Annotated in this window: 17 protein-coding genes and 1 pseudogene; 6 read left to right on the top strand and 12 right to left on the bottom strand. The window is 57.4% G+C overall.

Features of this window, described 5'->3' with window-relative positions:
• The first annotated feature begins 127 nt into the window (after positions 1 to 127).
• Both ACA053_RS23095 and grxD read left to right on the top strand, forming a co-directional pair.
• The gene (locus tag ACA053_RS23095) at positions 128 to 2236 is read left to right on the top strand and encodes a molybdopterin oxidoreductase family protein (RefSeq protein WP_497393784.1); all 2109 of its coding nucleotides are present in this window, start codon (positions 128 to 130) and stop codon (positions 2234 to 2236) included.
• A gap of 97 nt (positions 2237 to 2333) precedes the next feature.
• Positions 2334 to 2675 carry a Grx4 family monothiol glutaredoxin gene (grxD, locus tag ACA053_RS23090; RefSeq protein WP_109634441.1) on the top strand — a complete coding sequence of 114 codons (342 nt, stop codon included), beginning with the start codon at positions 2334 to 2336 and terminating at the stop codon, positions 2673 to 2675.
• Positions 2676 to 2871: 196 nt separating this feature from the next.
• Here the strand turns inward: grxD and bfr are convergent, their stop codons facing one another.
• Together bfr and ACA053_RS23080 are read right to left on the bottom strand one after the other, a co-directional pair.
• Positions 2872 to 3345 carry a bacterioferritin gene (bfr, locus tag ACA053_RS23085; RefSeq protein WP_010457685.1) on the bottom strand — a complete coding sequence of 158 codons (474 nt, stop codon included), beginning with the start codon at positions 3343 to 3345 and terminating at the stop codon, positions 2872 to 2874.
• Between the two features lie 199 nt (positions 3346 to 3544).
• Positions 3545 to 3763 (bottom strand): bacterioferritin-associated ferredoxin, encoded by a 219-nt coding sequence (locus tag ACA053_RS23080; RefSeq protein ID WP_007943567.1) that lies wholly within the window; start codon positions 3761 to 3763, stop codon positions 3545 to 3547.
• A 314-nt stretch (positions 3764 to 4077) separates the two neighbouring features.
• On the opposite strand from ACA053_RS23080, the gene ACA053_RS23075 reads away from it, so the two are divergent.
• On the top strand, positions 4078 to 4680 hold the full coding sequence (locus tag ACA053_RS23075) for a peroxiredoxin (protein WP_010457682.1): 603 nt from the start codon (positions 4078 to 4080) through the stop codon (positions 4678 to 4680).
• A gap of 75 nt (positions 4681 to 4755) precedes the next feature.
• Here the strand turns inward: ACA053_RS23075 and rnt are convergent, their stop codons facing one another.
• Entirely contained in the window at positions 4756 to 5433 is a 678-nt protein-coding gene (gene rnt / locus ACA053_RS23070; protein ID WP_064679478.1) for a ribonuclease T, read from the bottom strand.
• Entirely contained in the window at positions 5430 to 6476 is a 1047-nt protein-coding gene (gene pyrC, locus ACA053_RS23065; protein ID WP_109634437.1) for a dihydroorotase, read from the bottom strand. The genes rnt and pyrC overlap by 4 nt, the downstream gene beginning before the upstream one ends.
• Before the next feature lie 157 nt (positions 6477 to 6633).
• On the opposite strand from pyrC, the gene ACA053_RS23060 reads away from it, so the two are divergent.
• Positions 6634 to 7542, top strand: a complete 909-nt coding sequence (locus ACA053_RS23060) for a flagellar protein MotY (protein ID WP_109634436.1) — start codon at positions 6634 to 6636, stop codon at positions 7540 to 7542.
• A gap of 129 nt (positions 7543 to 7671) precedes the next feature.
• The gene (locus tag ACA053_RS23055) at positions 7672 to 8889 is read left to right on the top strand and encodes an argininosuccinate synthase (RefSeq protein ID WP_007898502.1); all 1218 of its coding nucleotides are present in this window, start codon (positions 7672 to 7674) and stop codon (positions 8887 to 8889) included.
• Between the two features lie 184 nt (positions 8890 to 9073).
• On the opposite strand, the gene ACA053_RS23050 is transcribed toward ACA053_RS23055, so the two are convergent.
• A complete protein-coding gene (locus ACA053_RS23050; RefSeq protein WP_109634434.1) occupies positions 9074 to 9643 on the bottom strand; it encodes a hypothetical protein in 570 nt (189 codons plus the stop codon).
• Positions 9644 to 10222: 579 nt separating this feature from the next.
• On the opposite strand from ACA053_RS23050, the gene ACA053_RS23045 reads away from it, so the two are divergent.
• The gene (locus tag ACA053_RS23045) at positions 10223 to 10849 is read left to right on the top strand and encodes a response regulator transcription factor (RefSeq protein WP_007943575.1); all 627 of its coding nucleotides are present in this window, start codon (positions 10223 to 10225) and stop codon (positions 10847 to 10849) included.
• Between the two features lie 64 nt (positions 10850 to 10913).
• On the opposite strand, the gene ACA053_RS23040 is transcribed toward ACA053_RS23045, so the two are convergent.
• From ACA053_RS23040 to ACA053_RS23010, 7 genes and pseudogenes are all read right to left on the bottom strand, one after another.
• A complete protein-coding gene (locus ACA053_RS23040; RefSeq protein WP_007898493.1) occupies positions 10914 to 11093 on the bottom strand; it encodes a PA3496 family putative envelope integrity protein in 180 nt (59 codons plus the stop codon).
• A gap of 107 nt (positions 11094 to 11200) precedes the next feature.
• Positions 11201 to 11839 carry an endonuclease III gene (gene nth, locus ACA053_RS23035; RefSeq protein ID WP_109634432.1) on the bottom strand — a complete coding sequence of 213 codons (639 nt, stop codon included), beginning with the start codon at positions 11837 to 11839 and terminating at the stop codon, positions 11201 to 11203.
• 25 nt (positions 11840 to 11864) lie between these two features.
• On the bottom strand, positions 11865 to 12374 hold the full coding sequence (locus ACA053_RS23030; RefSeq protein ID WP_497393783.1) for an Rnf-Nqr domain containing protein: 510 nt from the start codon (positions 12372 to 12374) through the stop codon (positions 11865 to 11867).
• Positions 12367 to 12978 (bottom strand): RnfABCDGE type electron transport complex subunit G, encoded by a 612-nt coding sequence (locus tag ACA053_RS23025; RefSeq protein ID WP_497393782.1) that lies wholly within the window; start codon positions 12976 to 12978, stop codon positions 12367 to 12369. Before ACA053_RS23025 ends, ACA053_RS23030 begins: the two co-directional genes overlap by 8 nt.
• Positions 12975 to 13958, bottom strand: a complete 984-nt coding sequence (locus ACA053_RS23020) for an RnfABCDGE type electron transport complex subunit D (protein WP_497393781.1) — start codon at positions 13956 to 13958, stop codon at positions 12975 to 12977. The genes ACA053_RS23025 and ACA053_RS23020 overlap by 4 nt, the downstream gene beginning before the upstream one ends.
• A 601-nt stretch (positions 13959 to 14559) precedes the next feature.
• Positions 14560 to 14934 (bottom strand): annotated as a pseudogene (rsxB, locus tag ACA053_RS23015) (electron transport complex subunit RsxB); the annotation flags it as partial.
• A gap of 17 nt (positions 14935 to 14951) precedes the next feature.
• Positions 14952 to 15521 carry an electron transport complex protein RnfA gene (locus tag ACA053_RS23010; protein ID WP_497393780.1) on the bottom strand — a complete coding sequence of 190 codons (570 nt, stop codon included), beginning with the start codon at positions 15519 to 15521 and terminating at the stop codon, positions 14952 to 14954.
• Between the last annotated feature and the right edge of the window lie 91 nt (positions 15522 to 15612).

The raw sequence follows: 15612 nt of genomic DNA, 5'->3' as shown, positions 1-15612 counted from the left end.
CGGCCATCGGCTGGCCTGATGGTCGCCGATTCACAAGACGAACGTCGCTGGCGCAGTGGCGGGTCACGCGCCATAGTTTTGTTCCCGCGGCCGATATTGCCCGCCCAGAACAAAACAGAGACTGGCCATGACCAAGACTCTCCATCACCGTGCCTGCCACCTGTGTGAAGCCATTTGCGGCCTGACCATCGAGACCTCCGAGGTCGAAGGCAGCGGCGTACAGATCAACTCAATAAAAGGCGACCCGCTGGATACGTTCAGCCGTGGGCACATCTGCCCCAAGGCGGTTGCCCTGCAAGACATCCAGAACGATCCGGATCGCCTGCGTCAGCCGATGCTGCGAGTGGGCAGCGAATGGCAGCCTGTCGAGTGGGAAGACGCCTTCAGCCTTGTCGCCGAACGCCTGGCGGCGATTCAGGAGCGTCACGGGCAGAACGCGGTGGCGGTTTATCAAGGCAATCCCAGCGTGCACAACTATGGGTTGATGACCCACAGCAATTACTTCCTGGGCCTGCTGAAAACACGCAACCGGTTTTCCGCGACCTCGGTCGACCAGTTGCCTCATCACCTGACCAGCCATTTGATGTACGGCCACGGCTTGCTGTTGCCGATCCCGGACATCGATCACACCGACTTCATGTTGATCCTCGGCGGCAATCCACTGGCCTCCAACGGCAGCATCATGACCGTGCCGGATGTGGAAAAACGCCTGAAGGCGATTCAGGCCCGGGGCGGCAAAGTGGTGGTGGTCGATCCGCGTCGCAGTGAAACGGCTGCGATTGCCGATCAACATCTGTTCGTGCGCCCCGGTGGTGATGCGGCGCTGTTGTTCGGGCTGCTCAATACCTTGTTCGCCGAAGGCCTGACCCGCGACAGTCATTTACCGGTGGACGGTCTGGATGAAGTCCGTCAGGCCATCGCCACATTCACCGCCGACACCATGAGCCCTTTGTGCGCGGTGCCGGCAGAGCAGATTCGCCAACTGGCCCGTGATTTTGCGGCAGCGCCGACTGCGGTCTGTTATGGCCGGATGGGCGTTTCCACCCAGGCCTTCGGCACTTTGTGCCATTGGCTGGTGCAACTGATCAACCTGGTCACCGGCAACCTCGACCGCGTCGGCGGGGCGTTGTGCACAGAACCTGCGGTGGATCTGGTGGCGTCCACTTCGGGCGGCCATTTCAATCTGTGGCAGAGCCGGGTATCCGGGCGTCCCGAGTACGGCGGCGAGTTGCCGGTGTCGGCCCTGGCGGAAGAGATGCTGACCGGCGGGGAAGGGCAGGTCCGTGCGTTGATCACCGTGGCCGGCAATCCGGTGCTGTCCACACCTAATGGCCGGCAACTGGAACAGGCGCTGGACGGGTTGGAGTTCATGGTCAGCATCGACCTGTACATCAATGAAACCACGCGCTATGCCGACCTGATCCTGCCGTCGACCTCGGCACTGGAAAACGATCACTACGACACTACGTTCAACATGTTTGCGGTGCGCAACGTGACCCGTTTCAACCGGGCGATTCTGGCAAAACCAGAGGGTGCGTTGCATGACTGGGAGATCTTTGTCGGCCTGGCCCAGGCCTTTGCGGCGAAGACCGGCAAGGAACTGAAACCGACCATTCCTCCCGCACAGATGATCGATCGCGGACTTCGAATGGGGCTTTATGGTGATGCCTCTGGACACAAGCTTTCGCTCGCAACGCTGTTCGATCATCCGCACGGTGTCGATCTGGGCGCGCTCAAATCCAACCTCGCGCCGCGCCTGAAAACCGCTAACCAGCGAGTCCAGGCTGCGCCTGCCGCGATTCTCGCCGACCTGGCGCGCTTCGCCGCGCTGCAGGCACCGGCCGCCGATGAATTGCTGATGATTGGTCGTCGCCATGTGCGCAGCAACAACTCGTGGATGCACAACTACCACCGTCTGGTGAAGGGCAAGCCGCGCCATCAATTGTTGATGCACCCGGATGACCTGGCCAGCCGTGGGCTCAGCGATGGGCAGCGCGTACGGGTCAGTTCGCGGGTCGGCATGATCGAAGTGGAAGTGGTCGCCAGTCTGGATATGATGAAAGGCGTGGTCAGCCTGCCTCACGGTTGGGGCCATGCGCGGCCCGGCGTGCAGATGACGATCGCCAGTGGTCAACCAGGCTCCAGCGCCAATGACCTGACCGATGAATGCCAGCTCGACGAGTTGTCGGGGAATGCGGCGTTGAACGGTGTTCCGGTGACTGTGGCGGCAGCTTGATTGTGTCTGTCGGGGAGACCGAGCATGGCGCTCGGGTTTCCGTTACAATGCGCCACCGTGCCGACCCTTGAGTCGGAAAGTTCAGCCGAGGTGCTCCATGGATATCATCGAAACGATTAAAGAGCAGATTGCTAACAACACCATTCTGCTTTACATGAAAGGTTCGCCGAATGCCCCGCAGTGTGGCTTCTCCGCGAAAGCCGCGCAGGCCGTGATGGCATGTGGTGAAAAGTTTGCGTACGTGGACATCCTGCAGAACCCGGAAATCCGCGCCAACCTGCCAAAATACGCCAACTGGCCAACCTTCCCGCAACTGTGGGTCGGTGGTGAGCTGGTCGGCGGTAGCGACATCATGACTGAAATGTCGGCTGATGGTTCGCTGCAGGCCACGATCAAGGCTGCTGTTGAAGCGGCTGCTGCTGGCAAGACCGAAGCCTGATCCTCTCAATGTGGGAGCGGGCTTGCTCGCGAAAGCGGTACAACATTCAACAGATTAGTTGACTGACCTACCGCCTTCGCGAGCAAGCCCGCTCCCACATTTGTTTCAGGGTGAACCTGAAGCCGGTCATGAAAAAGCCCCGCCTCTTCAAAAGAGCGCGGGGCTTTTTAATGTATCGAGTTTAGCGGGCGCTAACTTACTCTTCGCCCATCTGCGATTGCAGATAGTTCTCAAGACCGATTTTATCGATCAGGCCCAGTTGGGTTTCCAGCCAGTCGATATGTTCTTCTTCGGACTCAAGAATGTCTTCGAGCAATTCACGGCTACCGAAATCGCCAACGGTTTCGCAATGTGCGATGGCAACCTTGAGGTCGGCATGACCGGTTTTTTCGATACGCAGGTCACACTCAAGCATTTCCTGGGTGTGCTCGCCGATCTGCAGCTTGCCCAGGTCCTGGACGTTCGGCAGACCTTCGAGGAACAGGATGCGCTTGATCAGCTTGTCCGCGTGTTTCATCTCGTCGATGGACTCGTGGTATTCGTGCTTGCCAAGCTTGTTCAGACCCCAATCTTCGTACATGCGCGCATGCAGAAAATACTGATTGATCGCGACCAGTTCATTGGCAAGGATCTTGTTGAGATGCTGGATGACTGTAATGTCGCCTTTCATGGTGGGGTCCTGCCCTGTATTAGCTGTCTATAAGGCAGAGTTTGAGCCGCGCAACTAAGAGTGTCAAACCTAAGTTATTGAAACTTAAATGAAAATTAATCGGAATAAGAATGTTTGTGTTCCGCGTCTAGCCCGTAAGCAATTGATTTTCAGACATAAAAAAACCGGACTTCAAGTCCGGTTCTTTGGAATACGGTATTTACGCTGCAGTAAATTCTACAGGGAAAGGAATCGCGGCCTGGGCCGATTGCAATTTGGTCAGGGTTTCGCGGACCACTTCCTTGGCAAGGCAGGCGCATTTGCCGCATTGGCTGGCTACGCCAGTCGCCTGACGGACTTCTTTGTAGCTGCAGCAACCTTCGTAGATTGCATCGCGGATTTGACCGTCGGTGACGCCAGTGCAGAGGCAGACATACATAAGCTAAGAACCGTCGCTGGTGGTGACTCAGTTGCGATGGATCTTAATGTTAACGAGAATGATTGTCAAAGTGCTTTCTGAAAGCTTCGCGTTATAAGCGCGTATGACTGACGAACGGTTTTCATCTAGCGATCTGCCATTACCTGCCGAGACAACCTATTTGGTGCATCGGTGAAAAACCGTTGAGGACAGCTCAAAAACGCCGTGTATGATGGTCGGTCCTTGCGAAGGGGGTCGTGTCACAGGGCTGTCGCCTGAGGGTGGCAGGCTGACGCGAACCCAGTTCTTCACGTTAATAGACCAGGAGATATTCAATGAGCGTACTCGTAGGCAAACAAGCCCCGGACTTCACCGTACCTGCCGTCCTCGGCAATGGCGAAATCGTGGATAGCTACACCCTGTCCTCGGCCATCAAAGGCAAATACGGCCTGGTGTTCTTCTACCCACTGGACTTCACCTTCGTTTGCCCATCCGAGCTGATCGCTCTGGACAACCGCATGGCTGACTTCAAGGCACGTAACGTTGAAGTGGTCGCGGTTTCGATCGATTCGCACTTCACCCACAACGCATGGCGCAACACCCCGGTGAACAATGGCGGTATCGGCCAGGTTCGCTACACCATGGCTGCCGACATGAAACACGAAATCGCCAAGGCCTACGACGTTGAGTCCGAAGGCGGCGTGGCTTTCCGTGGCGCGTTCCTGATCGACGACAAAGGCGTTGTCCGTTCGCAGATCATCAACGACCTGCCGCTGGGCCGTAACATGGAAGAGCTGATCCGTCTGGTCGACGCTCTGCAATTCCACGAAGAGCACGGCGAAGTCTGCCCTGCCAACTGGAAGAAAGGCGACAAAGGCATGACCGCTTCGACCGAAGGCGTCGCGGCTTACCTGACCGAGAACGCTGCTGCGCTGTAAGGCACGTTTGAGGCACAAAAAAACCGGCCGTTGAGGCCGGTTTTTTTATGGGCGGGATAAATCCAGCTACCAGGATCAGTCGTTGAAGTCTTCCCAGCCGCCCATTTGTTTCCAGCGATTGACGATGCCGCAGAACAGCTCGGCCGTCTTCTCGGTATCGTAGCGCGCCGAGTGAGCCTCGCGACCGTCAAAGTCGATGTCCGCCGCCTGGCAAGCCTTGGCCAGTACGGTTTGACCGTAAGCCAGACCGGCGAGGGTCGCGGTATCGAAACTGGAGAACGGATGAAACGGGTTACGTTTCATGTCCAGACGCGCGACAGCGGCGTTGAGGAAGCCCAGGTCGAAGCTGCTGTTGTGCCCGACCAGAATCGCCCGTTTGCAACCGTTGGCTTTCAGGGCCTTGCGGATGCCGCGGAAAATATCGGTCAGGGCTGCTTCTTCGCTTACCGCCATACGCAGCGGGTGATCGAGCTTGATTCCGGTGAATTCCAGTGCGGCTGCTTCAATATTCGCGCCTTCAAAAGGCTCGACACGGAAGAAATAGGTGTGATCGGGGTACACAAACCCTTTTTCATCCATGGCGATCGTGGTCGCGGCGATTTCCAGCAAGGCGTCAGTGGCAGAGTTGAAACCACCGGTTTCAACGTCGACAACAACGGGCAGGTATCCACGGAAGCGCTCAGCCATCGGGTGGCGTGAACCACCTCCGCCGCCTTGACCGTCCTGTTCGTCGTCGAAATGGTCTTCACTCACGCGTGTTCCTCCAGCAGGCGCCAGCGCAGTTTTTCACCGGCGCGCAGCGGGATTACGGTCAGCTCGCCAAATGGCAGGCTGGTCGGGGCGGTCCACTCATCGCGGACCAGGGTGATGCGATCGGTGTTCGCCGGCAGGCCATAGAAGCGCGGGCCGTTGAGGCTGGCGAAGGCTTCGAGCTTGTCCAGCGCGTTGCGCTGTTCGAAGGCTTCGGCATACATCTCGATCGCTGCATAAGCGGTATAGCAACCGGCACAGCCGCAAGCGGCTTCCTTGGCGTGCTGGGCGTGCGGCGCCGAATCGGTGCCGAGGAAGAACTTGTCGCTGCCGCTGGTAGCGGCGTCGAGCAGGGCTTCCTGATGGGTATTGCGCTTGAGGATCGGCAGGCAATAGAAGTGCGGCCGAATCCCGCCCACCAGCATGTGGTTGCGGTTGTACAGCAGGTGATGCGCGGTGATGGTCGCGCCAACGTTGGCCGAAGCCTCGTTGACGAACTGCACGGCGTCTGCGGTGGTGATGTGTTCGAACACCACTTTGAGCGTCGGGAAACGCTCGACCACACGACGCATGTGCTCATCGATGAAGAGTTTTTCGCGGTCGAACACATCGACATCGCCACGGGTCACTTCACCATGAATCAGCAAGGGCATCCCGACGTCGGCCATGGCCTCAAGTGCAGGGAAGATCTTGTCGATACTGGTGACACCAGAATCCGAGTTGGTGGTCGCGCCGGCCGGGTACAGCTTGGCGGCGTAGACGAAGCCGCTGGCCTTGGCCTCGCGAATTTCGTCGGGCTGGGTGCGGTCGGTCAGGTACAGCACCATCAACGGTTCGAAACGACTGCCGGCCGGGCGTGCAGCGAGAATCCGCTGGCGATAGCCGTCGGCTTCAGCGGCGTTACGCACCGGAGGTACCAGGTTGGGCATGATGATTGCGCGACCAAAGGTGCGCGCGACATCCGCAACGGTATTGGTCAACACAGCACCATCGCGAAGATGAATATGCCAGTCGTCGGGACGCAGCAGGGTCAGGCGGTCGGACATGAGGGGATTCCAGGCGGGTCAAACTCTGGGGAATGCTACCGGAAAAGACTCTCTCAGGCACTCGCTATCAAGTTTTGCAGGAAGCTTCCGATATCCAACAGGTATGCCGTAAATATGTGTATCGGTCTTTTTGTTGTAGAAGCCAGTGGAGCCTCCCGTGCGCCAGCGTTATTTAGCCTTGCTCAGTGTGTTTGCCAGCCTCCCTGCGATGGCGCTCACTTTCCAGACGCGTCTGGAGAGCATCGAGTGGACGGTCGAAGGTGACAAGTTCGAATGCCGCCTGACTCAACCGATCACCGATTTCGGTTCGGGTGAATTCGTGCGCCGTGCCGGCGAGCAGGCGACGTTTCGTCTCAAAGCCTACAACGCGATGATCGGCGGCGGTTCCGCGACGCTGCTGGCGGCCGCTGCGCCGTGGCAACCGGGACGTGGCGACATCAACCTGGGCTCGGTGAGAATCGGCAGCGGCAATGTGTTGTTCAACAGTTCGCAGGTTCAGGCCGGGCGCCTGATCAGCGGGTTGATGGACGGCCGCAGCCCGGTCATCCGCCATTCCTCTGGCGATGGTCGCGTGTCTGAGGTGCGCCTGTTGCCGGTCAAGTTCAGCAAGGCTTTCAACGACTATCAGGGTTGCGTCGCGAAGCTGCTGCCGAAGAATTTCGAGCAGGTCAAACAGTCCGAGATCGGCTTCCCGGGTGAAGGCGTCGATCTCAATCCGCAAGCCAAGGCGCAGTTGCAGGTGATGCTGGAGTTCATGAAGGCGGATCCGACGGTCAATCACATCGAACTCGACGGGCACTCCGACAACAGCGGCAATCGCCTGACCAACCGCGAGCTGTCACGCCGCCGGGCGCTGGCGGTAATGGAGTATTTCAAGGCCAATGGCATCCAGGAATCGCAGATCACAATGCGTTTCCACGGTGAACGCTATCCTGTGGTGCCAAACACCAATGCCACCAACCGCGCGAAGAATCGCCGGGTAGCCGTGCGCCTGGAACGGGTGGCACCGACCGAGAAAGTCGCCCCTCAAACCACCACGCCGGGAAGCTCCTCGGCGACCTCCTGAGCCAGCTGAATTCGTCGCTCGCTCGACAGAATCTGTCGCTTCGTCGTCATAAGCTGTCGCGCCTCTGTAAATTATTCCGTATGACCGGTAGACTTCACGGCTTTCCGTAGAACCCCGTGGAGTGATGGCATGGCGGACGTAAACAAGGTCGTTCTGGCGTATTCCGGCGGCCTGGACACTTCGGTGATCCTCAAGTGGCTGCAGGATACTTATAACTGTGAAGTCGTGACCTTCACCGCTGACCTGGGTCAGGGCGAAGAGGTCGAACCTGCACGCGCCAAGGCTCAGGCCATGGGCGTGAAAGAGATCTATATCGACGATCTGCGCGAAGAATTCGTGCGTGATTTCGTTTTCCCGATGTTCCGCGCCAACACCGTTTACGAAGGCGAGTACCTGCTGGGTACTTCCATCGCTCGTCCGTTGATCGCCAAACGCCTGATCGAAATCGCCAACGAAACCGGCGCTGACGCCATTTCCCACGGCGCCACCGGCAAGGGCAACGACCAGGTTCGTTTCGAACTGGGCGCCTACGCACTCAAGCCAGGCGTGAAAGTGATCGCCCCTTGGCGCGAGTGGGACCTGCTCTCCCGTGAAAAGCTGATGGATTATGCTGAAAAGCACAACATCCCGATCGAGCGCCACGGCAAGAAAAAATCCCCGTACTCGATGGATGCCAACCTGCTGCACATCTCCTATGAAGGCGGCGTGCTGGAAGACACCTGGACCGAGCACGAAGAAGACATGTGGAAATGGACCGTCTCCCCGGAGAAGGCTCCAGACAAGGCGCAATACCTGGAGCTGACCTACCGCAACGGCGACATCGTGGCACTGGACGGCGTCGAAATGACCCCAGCCACCGTGCTGGCGACCCTGAACCGTATCGGTGGCGAACACGGCATCGGCCGTCTCGACATCGTCGAGAACCGTTACGTGGGCATGAAGTCCCGTGGCTGCTACGAAACCCCAGGCGGCACTATCATGCTGCGCGCTCACCGTGCGATCGAATCGATCACCCTGGACCGCGAAGTGGCTCATCTCAAAGACGAGTTGATGCCTAAATACGCCAGCCTGATCTACACCGGTTACTGGTGGAGCCCTGAGCGTCTGATGCTGCAACAGATGATCGATGCGTCCCAGGCGCACGTGAACGGCGTTGTGCGCCTGAAGCTGTACAAGGGCAACGTGATCGTCACTGGTCGCAAGTCCGACGAATCGTTGTTCGATGCCAACATCGCGACCTTCGAAGAAGACGGTGGTGCTTACAACCAGGCCGACGCGGCGGGCTTTATCAAGCTCAACGCCTTGCGCATGCGCATTGCTGCAAACAAAGGCCGGAAGCTTTTCTGAGACCTTTGAAGCTGCAACGACGGTAATGGAAATGTGGCCTTGTCGGTGACAAGGCCACATTTCTGAAAGAGGGATGTTTCCTGCCGTGCATCATGTTTCAACTTTCTTATTGTTGTTACAAATACGCTTTCGTCTGCTTTTGCGCTCCGATTGCCCTTCGAGCGCTGTCTTCTGCTACCGGTATTCAAGCCATCATCGTCATGCCATGCGAGCTCAAATTGTAGGCAACCCAGAACGCAGTGCTGTTGCGCTTCTTTGTTTGTTTCGCATGCTTGTGTGCGCCTTCCTTCAGCAATGCCTCTGAATCAGTACACGTGAGAAACACGATAACGCGCGCAGGGTTTTCCTGTGGTTGCTGGACCTTTTCCATCAAGGTGTTGAAATCCATTTTGCTGCTCATCCATCGTGCGTCGACGATGTGCAGATCCTTTAATAGCACCGTTGAGCGTACGTGATGCTCAATCAACGGCTCAGGTGTGCCTCCTTGTGGTTGATCGGCATCGCTCATGGCCTTTATGAAATGCTTTCCTTTTTCAAAATCAGAGGGCGCGTAAAGCGATCTATAGTTGAAGTTTAGTGTGGCGAAGAACAGGAAGAGCAAATAAAAAGGGAAGCTGATAAGGAACCAGATATAGATCTCTCTCTCCTCGTCGCCGAGAAAGGGAAGAGAAATAGCGGCCGATGTTTCAGACAGGGTTGCAAATATCGCGATGATTGTCATGGGGTTGGAGATTCTTGTTTTTAATTTGTTCATGTTTTTTGCTCATGAAAGATTGTCTTTTCTCGATGGGTTCGTGGAAGTTAAGAGTGCTGGTAAGTTAAAGGTGTGGCGGAGAAAGCTGTCTACTGTTTTGGTGGTGTCCTCTTAGTTGATTTGTTAGTAGGGGTCATAGTAACTGTATTGTTTGTGAGTCGGGTATTTTTGTTTTTATAAGTCTATGGTGTTGCTGTTTCTCAAGTGTTGCCTGATGTAAGGCTTGTTGTAATGGGTCTATTAAGGGTTTAACTGTCCGGTGTGAGTGTCGGCTTGACAATATCGGTTACTTTTTAAGCGTAGCTCAATCGTCAGCGCTTGCCGGATCTCTCTGTCAGCTTCTGGTTTCTTTGATTTCTTGATGTAAATCGATACAAAAACAGTTTTGAAAGCACAGCGCTGGCAGGGCGATAAAATTTAAGACACACAGTATTTGTCTGATTTTTGTAAGACATATCCTGCTTGTTTGTAGGGAATGTCTTTCGCTGCGGGTGGGCGAGGGGGGCGGCGTGCCACGGATGAAACGACTAGGCTATTGTGCGGGCTCTAAAAATTCGAACAGCGAAATTGGACTTGCCCATGAATAAAGTGCTGATCGTGGATGATCACCCCGTCATTCGTCTTGCGGTACGTATGCTGATGGAGCGTCATGGCTACGAAGTCATTGCAGAAACAGATAACGGCGTGGATGCGTTACAACTTGCCCGCGAACTTATGCCGGATATTGTCATTCTGGATATTGGAATACCGAAGCTGGACGGGTTGGAAGTCATCGCGCGTCTGACCTCTACGGCAATGCCTCTTAAAGTGTTGATATTGACCTCTCAGGCACCCGGACATTTTTCCATGCGTTGCATGCAGTCGGGTGCCGCCGGATATGTCTGCAAACAACAGGACCTCACTGAATTGCTCAGTGCGATAAAAGCCGTACTCTCTGGCTACAGCTACTTTCCGAATCAAGCGCTGCATACCGTTCGCTCCAGTCTCGGGAATGCCAGTGAAGCCGATATGGTGGATCGTTTGTCCGGGCGCGAAATGATGGTGCTGCAACAGTTGGCTAGAGGAAAGACAAACAAGGAGATTGCCGATGGCATGTTCCTCAGCAATAAAACCGTCAGCACCTACAAGACTCGCCTGTTGTTGAAGCTCAATGCTCGGTCCTTGGTCGACCTGATTGAACTGGCTCAACGCAATGGGCTGGTATGAGTGCACTGGCGACTGAGGGATTGGCACTTGGTAAAAAGCCTCCGTTTCGGGAGGCTTTTAGGTGTCACAAGTCAAAGTCGTAATCGGCCAATTGCTTTTGCAGTCGGCGCTCCTCCAGCAGATTGTCGATGGTGCGGCGTTTGCTCAGGTTGGTCTTCGCCACTTCAACCACCGGTTCAGCGTCATCGGCCTCAACGGGTGTGAAGTCGTCTTCTACGTCCAATTGCTCTTTGCCAGTGCTCATAAGGTTAACTCCAGGCTAAGACTGCCTTTGGCGCTCCTTATATCGACAAACTCCCGGCGGGTAAAAAAGATTTTTTCAATCGATGGATCAATAAATCTAATAGCGCCTCAATCGTCCGAGGTCTTCAGCTTGTATTCGCACAGGTCTTCGATCCGGCAGCTGCCGCAACGGGGCTTGCGGGCCAGGCAAACGTAGCGCCCATGCAAGATCAGCCAATGGTGGGAATCGAGCAGGTATTGCTTGGGGACAAACTTCATCAGCTTCATCTCCACCTCGACCACGTTCTTGCCCGGAGCTATGCCCGTGCGGTTGCTGACCCGGAAAATGTGGGTATCCACGGCCATGGTCAGTTGCCGAAAAGCGGTGTTGAGCACCACGTTGGCGGTCTTGCGGCCGACGCCGGGCAGCGCTTCCAGTTCCTCTCGAGTTTGCGGAACCTCGCCGCCATGGCGCTCCACCAGCAAACGACAGGTTTCGATCACGTTTTTCGCTTTGCTGTTGAACAGGCCGATGGTCTTGATGTATTCCGACAGCCCTTCAACGCCCAAGGCATAAATCGCCGCCGGCGTATTGGCCACCGGGTAGAGTTTGGCGGTGGCCTTGTTCACGCCGACATCCGTCGACTGGGCGGAAAGAATGACGGCAATCAGCAATTCGAACGGCGAGGAATAGGCCAGTTCGGTCTTCGGTTCCGGGTTGTCTTCGTGAAACCTGCGGAAAATTTCCAGGCGTTTTGCGGCATTCATGGACAGTGCGTTTCCTCGAAATCGGTCAGTGTGAGGGAGCCGGGCGGTGCCAGGCCTGCCAGGCGGCGATCAACAGTCCCAGAAGAATGAATCCGCCGGGAACCAGCGTGGCCAGGTGCAGGCCGCCGTTGCCGATGAACTCGCGCAGCAAGCCAAGGCCCACCATCAACGCGCCAAACAGGCCACACAAGCGCAGGCGATCGAGCCAGGATTCCTGGAAAAAACCATTGTGTTCCAGCACCAGGCATTGCACGGCGATCAATCCTGCATAGATCCCCACGTGCTGATGCCATTGAAGTGACAAGACCTGTGCGGCAAGTTCCGCACAACTGGTCAACGTGGCCGCCAGCAGGAGGCTGGCAAGCAATCGGGTGGACGGGATCAGCCGTGATCGCAAGGCGGCCATGCTGGCGCCATACGCATTGATCACCACGAAGAACATCAGCCAGAGGCCCAACGCCGTCTGCCAAGCGTCCGTAGCGCCGATCAGCGGCGCAAGCATCAGTGAGTTGCGCAGCGTCGATGACTTATTCATGAACCTCGCTCCCGATCAACTGTTGCGGGTGTTCATCAAAGTAGCGCAACGCGTCATGGACAGCGCTGATCACCGCTCTTGAAGTGATGGTCGCGCCCGCTATCTGGTCGAATTGGCCCTGATCTTTTTTCAAGGCCCAGCCCATATCGCCGGGCTCAGTGCGAGACTTGCCGGTAAACACCTGAAGCCAGGCATTGGGCCAGTCAGCGATCTTGCCACCCAGCGCAGGGGTTTCCGATTGCTTGAGGGTTTTAACCCCCAACAACTTGCCGTTTGCGCCGATGGCAATCAGCAGCTCGATGGAGCCCTCGTAGCCCAGGGTCTGGCTTCGCAGCAACACCGCGCGAGGTTGGCTGGCCTGGTTAGCCAGATAGCCACCCAGCAGTGTGCTGTTAGCCAAGGGGATGTTTTCAAGGGCGAGCGGCTGCTCCAGCGGTTGATTGTCGTAGCTGCCCGGCGGTAGCAAGTCCAGCAGGTTGCGGCTGTCGATCAAGCGTTGTTGCGCACTGATGCGCGGTTCGCTGGCGTGTTGCACGAAGTACGTCGCGCCAACCCCCAGCCCGGCCAACAGCACCAGAATCCCAACGCTCGTCGCTCGGTTCATGGGGCCACCTGCGCCTGTCTGGACGCGACAAACCGCTCCAGCGCCGGGACACAAAGGTTCATCAGCAGCACGGCGAACGCCACGCCGTCCGGATAACCCCCCCAGGTTCGAATCAGGTAGGTGAGTAATCCCACGCCAGCACCGAACAGCAGTCGGGCACCGGGACTTTTCGCGCCGGACACCGGTTCGGTGGCAATAAAGAATGCACCCAGCATGGTCGCGCCGGTGAGCAGATGAAACAGTGGCGAGCCATGGGAGTCGGAGCCCGAGCCGTTCCAGCACAGCAGGCTGAGAACGAACAGGCTGGCGAGCATGCCGACCGGGGCGTGCCAAGTGAACACCCGCCGTTGTAGCAGGAATGCGCCACCGGCGAGAAAAGCCAGGTTGACCCATTCCACGCCGCGTCCACCGAAATGGCCGAACGCAAGATTGCCCGCGAAGAGTTCATCCATGGTCAGGCTTTTGTTGATTCGCAGGCTGTCCAGCGCCGTGGCCTGCACCCAGGCATCTGGTGCCTGTCCGAAGCCGAAGACCTGCTGCAAACCTTCGAGCAAATTCATGCCGTGGGATGACGGCCAGAGAGTCATCTGTTGGGGAAAGGCCACCAGCACGAAGGCAAAACCGAGCATTGCCGGATTGAACGGATTCTTGCCGACTCCGCCGTAGAGGTGTTTGCCGAGCAGCGCGAGCGCCGCCGCACTGACCGTCAACCACCATGGGCAATAAGGCGGCAAGGCCAGTGCCAGCAACGTTGCGCTGACCAGGGCGCTGCCATCGCTCAGGGTTGGTTTGATGAGTTGCCTGCGCAGTTGCAACACCGCTGCCTCAACGGCCAATGCGGTAACGGCCGTCAGAATCAGGTTGATCAAAACGCCCCAGCCATACAACCAGAAAAACACCAGCATCCCCGGCACAGTGGCCAGCAATACCAGTTTCATGGCCTGCTGAAGGCGTTCGTCCACCGGTTCAAGGGGCGGCATGGGTATCCACCTGGCGCTCGGCGTCCTTCACCGCGAGTTCCAGCGCTGCAATCTGTTCAGCCGCTGCTTCGTTGGTTCGCGCTTTGTTAAGTTCGGCGCGACGCATGGCCAGCTGGATCTTCGCCCGTTTCAGTTCGGCATCCTTCGCTGGCGCGGCCGGCGCCGGGGTGGGCGGCGCGCTGCTTTCCAGCTTCGCCAAGGCTTGCTCCGCCGCTTCGAATTGCTGTTGCAGCACGATCAGCTGCGACTGCTGCTCGAAGGTCGGCGGATGCCCGAAGGCCTTGAGCGACTTGTTCAGTTGCGCGCGACTCATCGCCACATCGATCTTGGCTTTTTTCAGCGCCGCATCGGCGTTGGCCGCTTTCTGCGCACGCACCCGCTCAAGCGCAGCCTGAACCGGGTCGAGTGTCATCACTTCGTTGTGCGGCACGGTGCGTTGGGCACGGGCCTGACGTTCGGCGAGCTTCTGTTCTTCCTCACGACGCAAGCGGGCGTTGCGCTGTTCGAAGCGCCGACGCGCATGATTGCGTTTGGCGGTGCGCGCCTGTTGTTCCTCAAGGCTGAACGCCAGGCCACCGACAATCGGCAGCACCGTGGCCAAGGGCAGTGGTCGCATCTCGATGCAGTCCACCGGGCAGGGTGCGACACACAGGTCGCAACCGGTGCATTCGTCGACGATCACCGTGTGCATCAATTTTGCCGCGCCGACGATTGCATCCACCGGGCAAGCCTGAATGCACTTGGTGCAGCCAATACACTCCGCTTCACGAATATAGGCGATCTGCGCCGGGGCCGGACCGCGACTGACGTCCAGTTCCAGCACCGGCACCTTCAGCAAGTCAGCCAGCGCTGCGATGGTTTCGCTGCCGCCCGGCGGGCACTTGTTGATCGGCTCGCCGCTGGCAATGCCTTCGGCGTACGGCTTGCATCCGGGGTGGCCGCACTTGCCGCATTGGGTCTGCGGCAATAGGGCGTCGATGCGTTGAATCAGACTCATGTTTTGATCAGCCCGCTGAATCCGAGAAAAGCCACTGCGATCAGTCCGGCGCCGATCAACTCGATCGGCAGGCCACGAAAGGGCAGGGGAATATCATTATTGATTGTGCGCTGGCGCAAGTCGCTGAACAGGCTCAGCACCAGCCAGAACCCCAGCCCTGCACCGAGGCACAGGGCTGTGGCGTGGAAGAATCCTTTGTCGTTCTGGGCGTTGAGCAAGGTCAGCCCCAGCACACCCGCGTTGCCCAGCAGCAACGGCCAGAGGCCATTGAACGCAAGCCTGGGCAGTAAACGGGAAAGCAGCTTCAACAGTGGGCCGATCAGCAAAACGCTCAAGGGCAGGAACACGAAGAGGCGCAGCGACGTGAGTTCCAGCGGCACCAGCAGCCAGTGATAGGCCGAGTAGCTCAAAAGGCCGACAACCAGCATCAGGCATGTCGTCGCAATGCCCAGCGCATGAACCTGATCGCGCTCGCTGCCGATCAGCGGATCGACGCCCAGCGGCCAGTGCAACACGAGGTTGTTGATCAGGGCAGTGCTGATAAGCGTAAGCAGAATCTCGGTCATGATCGTGCCGGTTGAAATAGGGCTTTCTAACAGAGCGGTCTAAAAAGCTTAGGCATTATCCGGCAAGGACGGAGGGTGGGGCCAGATATGA

The sequence above is a fragment of the Pseudomonas sp. LBUM1672 genome (genome assembly GCF_059695655.1).
Note: the sequence above shows the minus strand (reverse complement) of the source record. Positions and strands in the feature narration are given on the sequence as shown.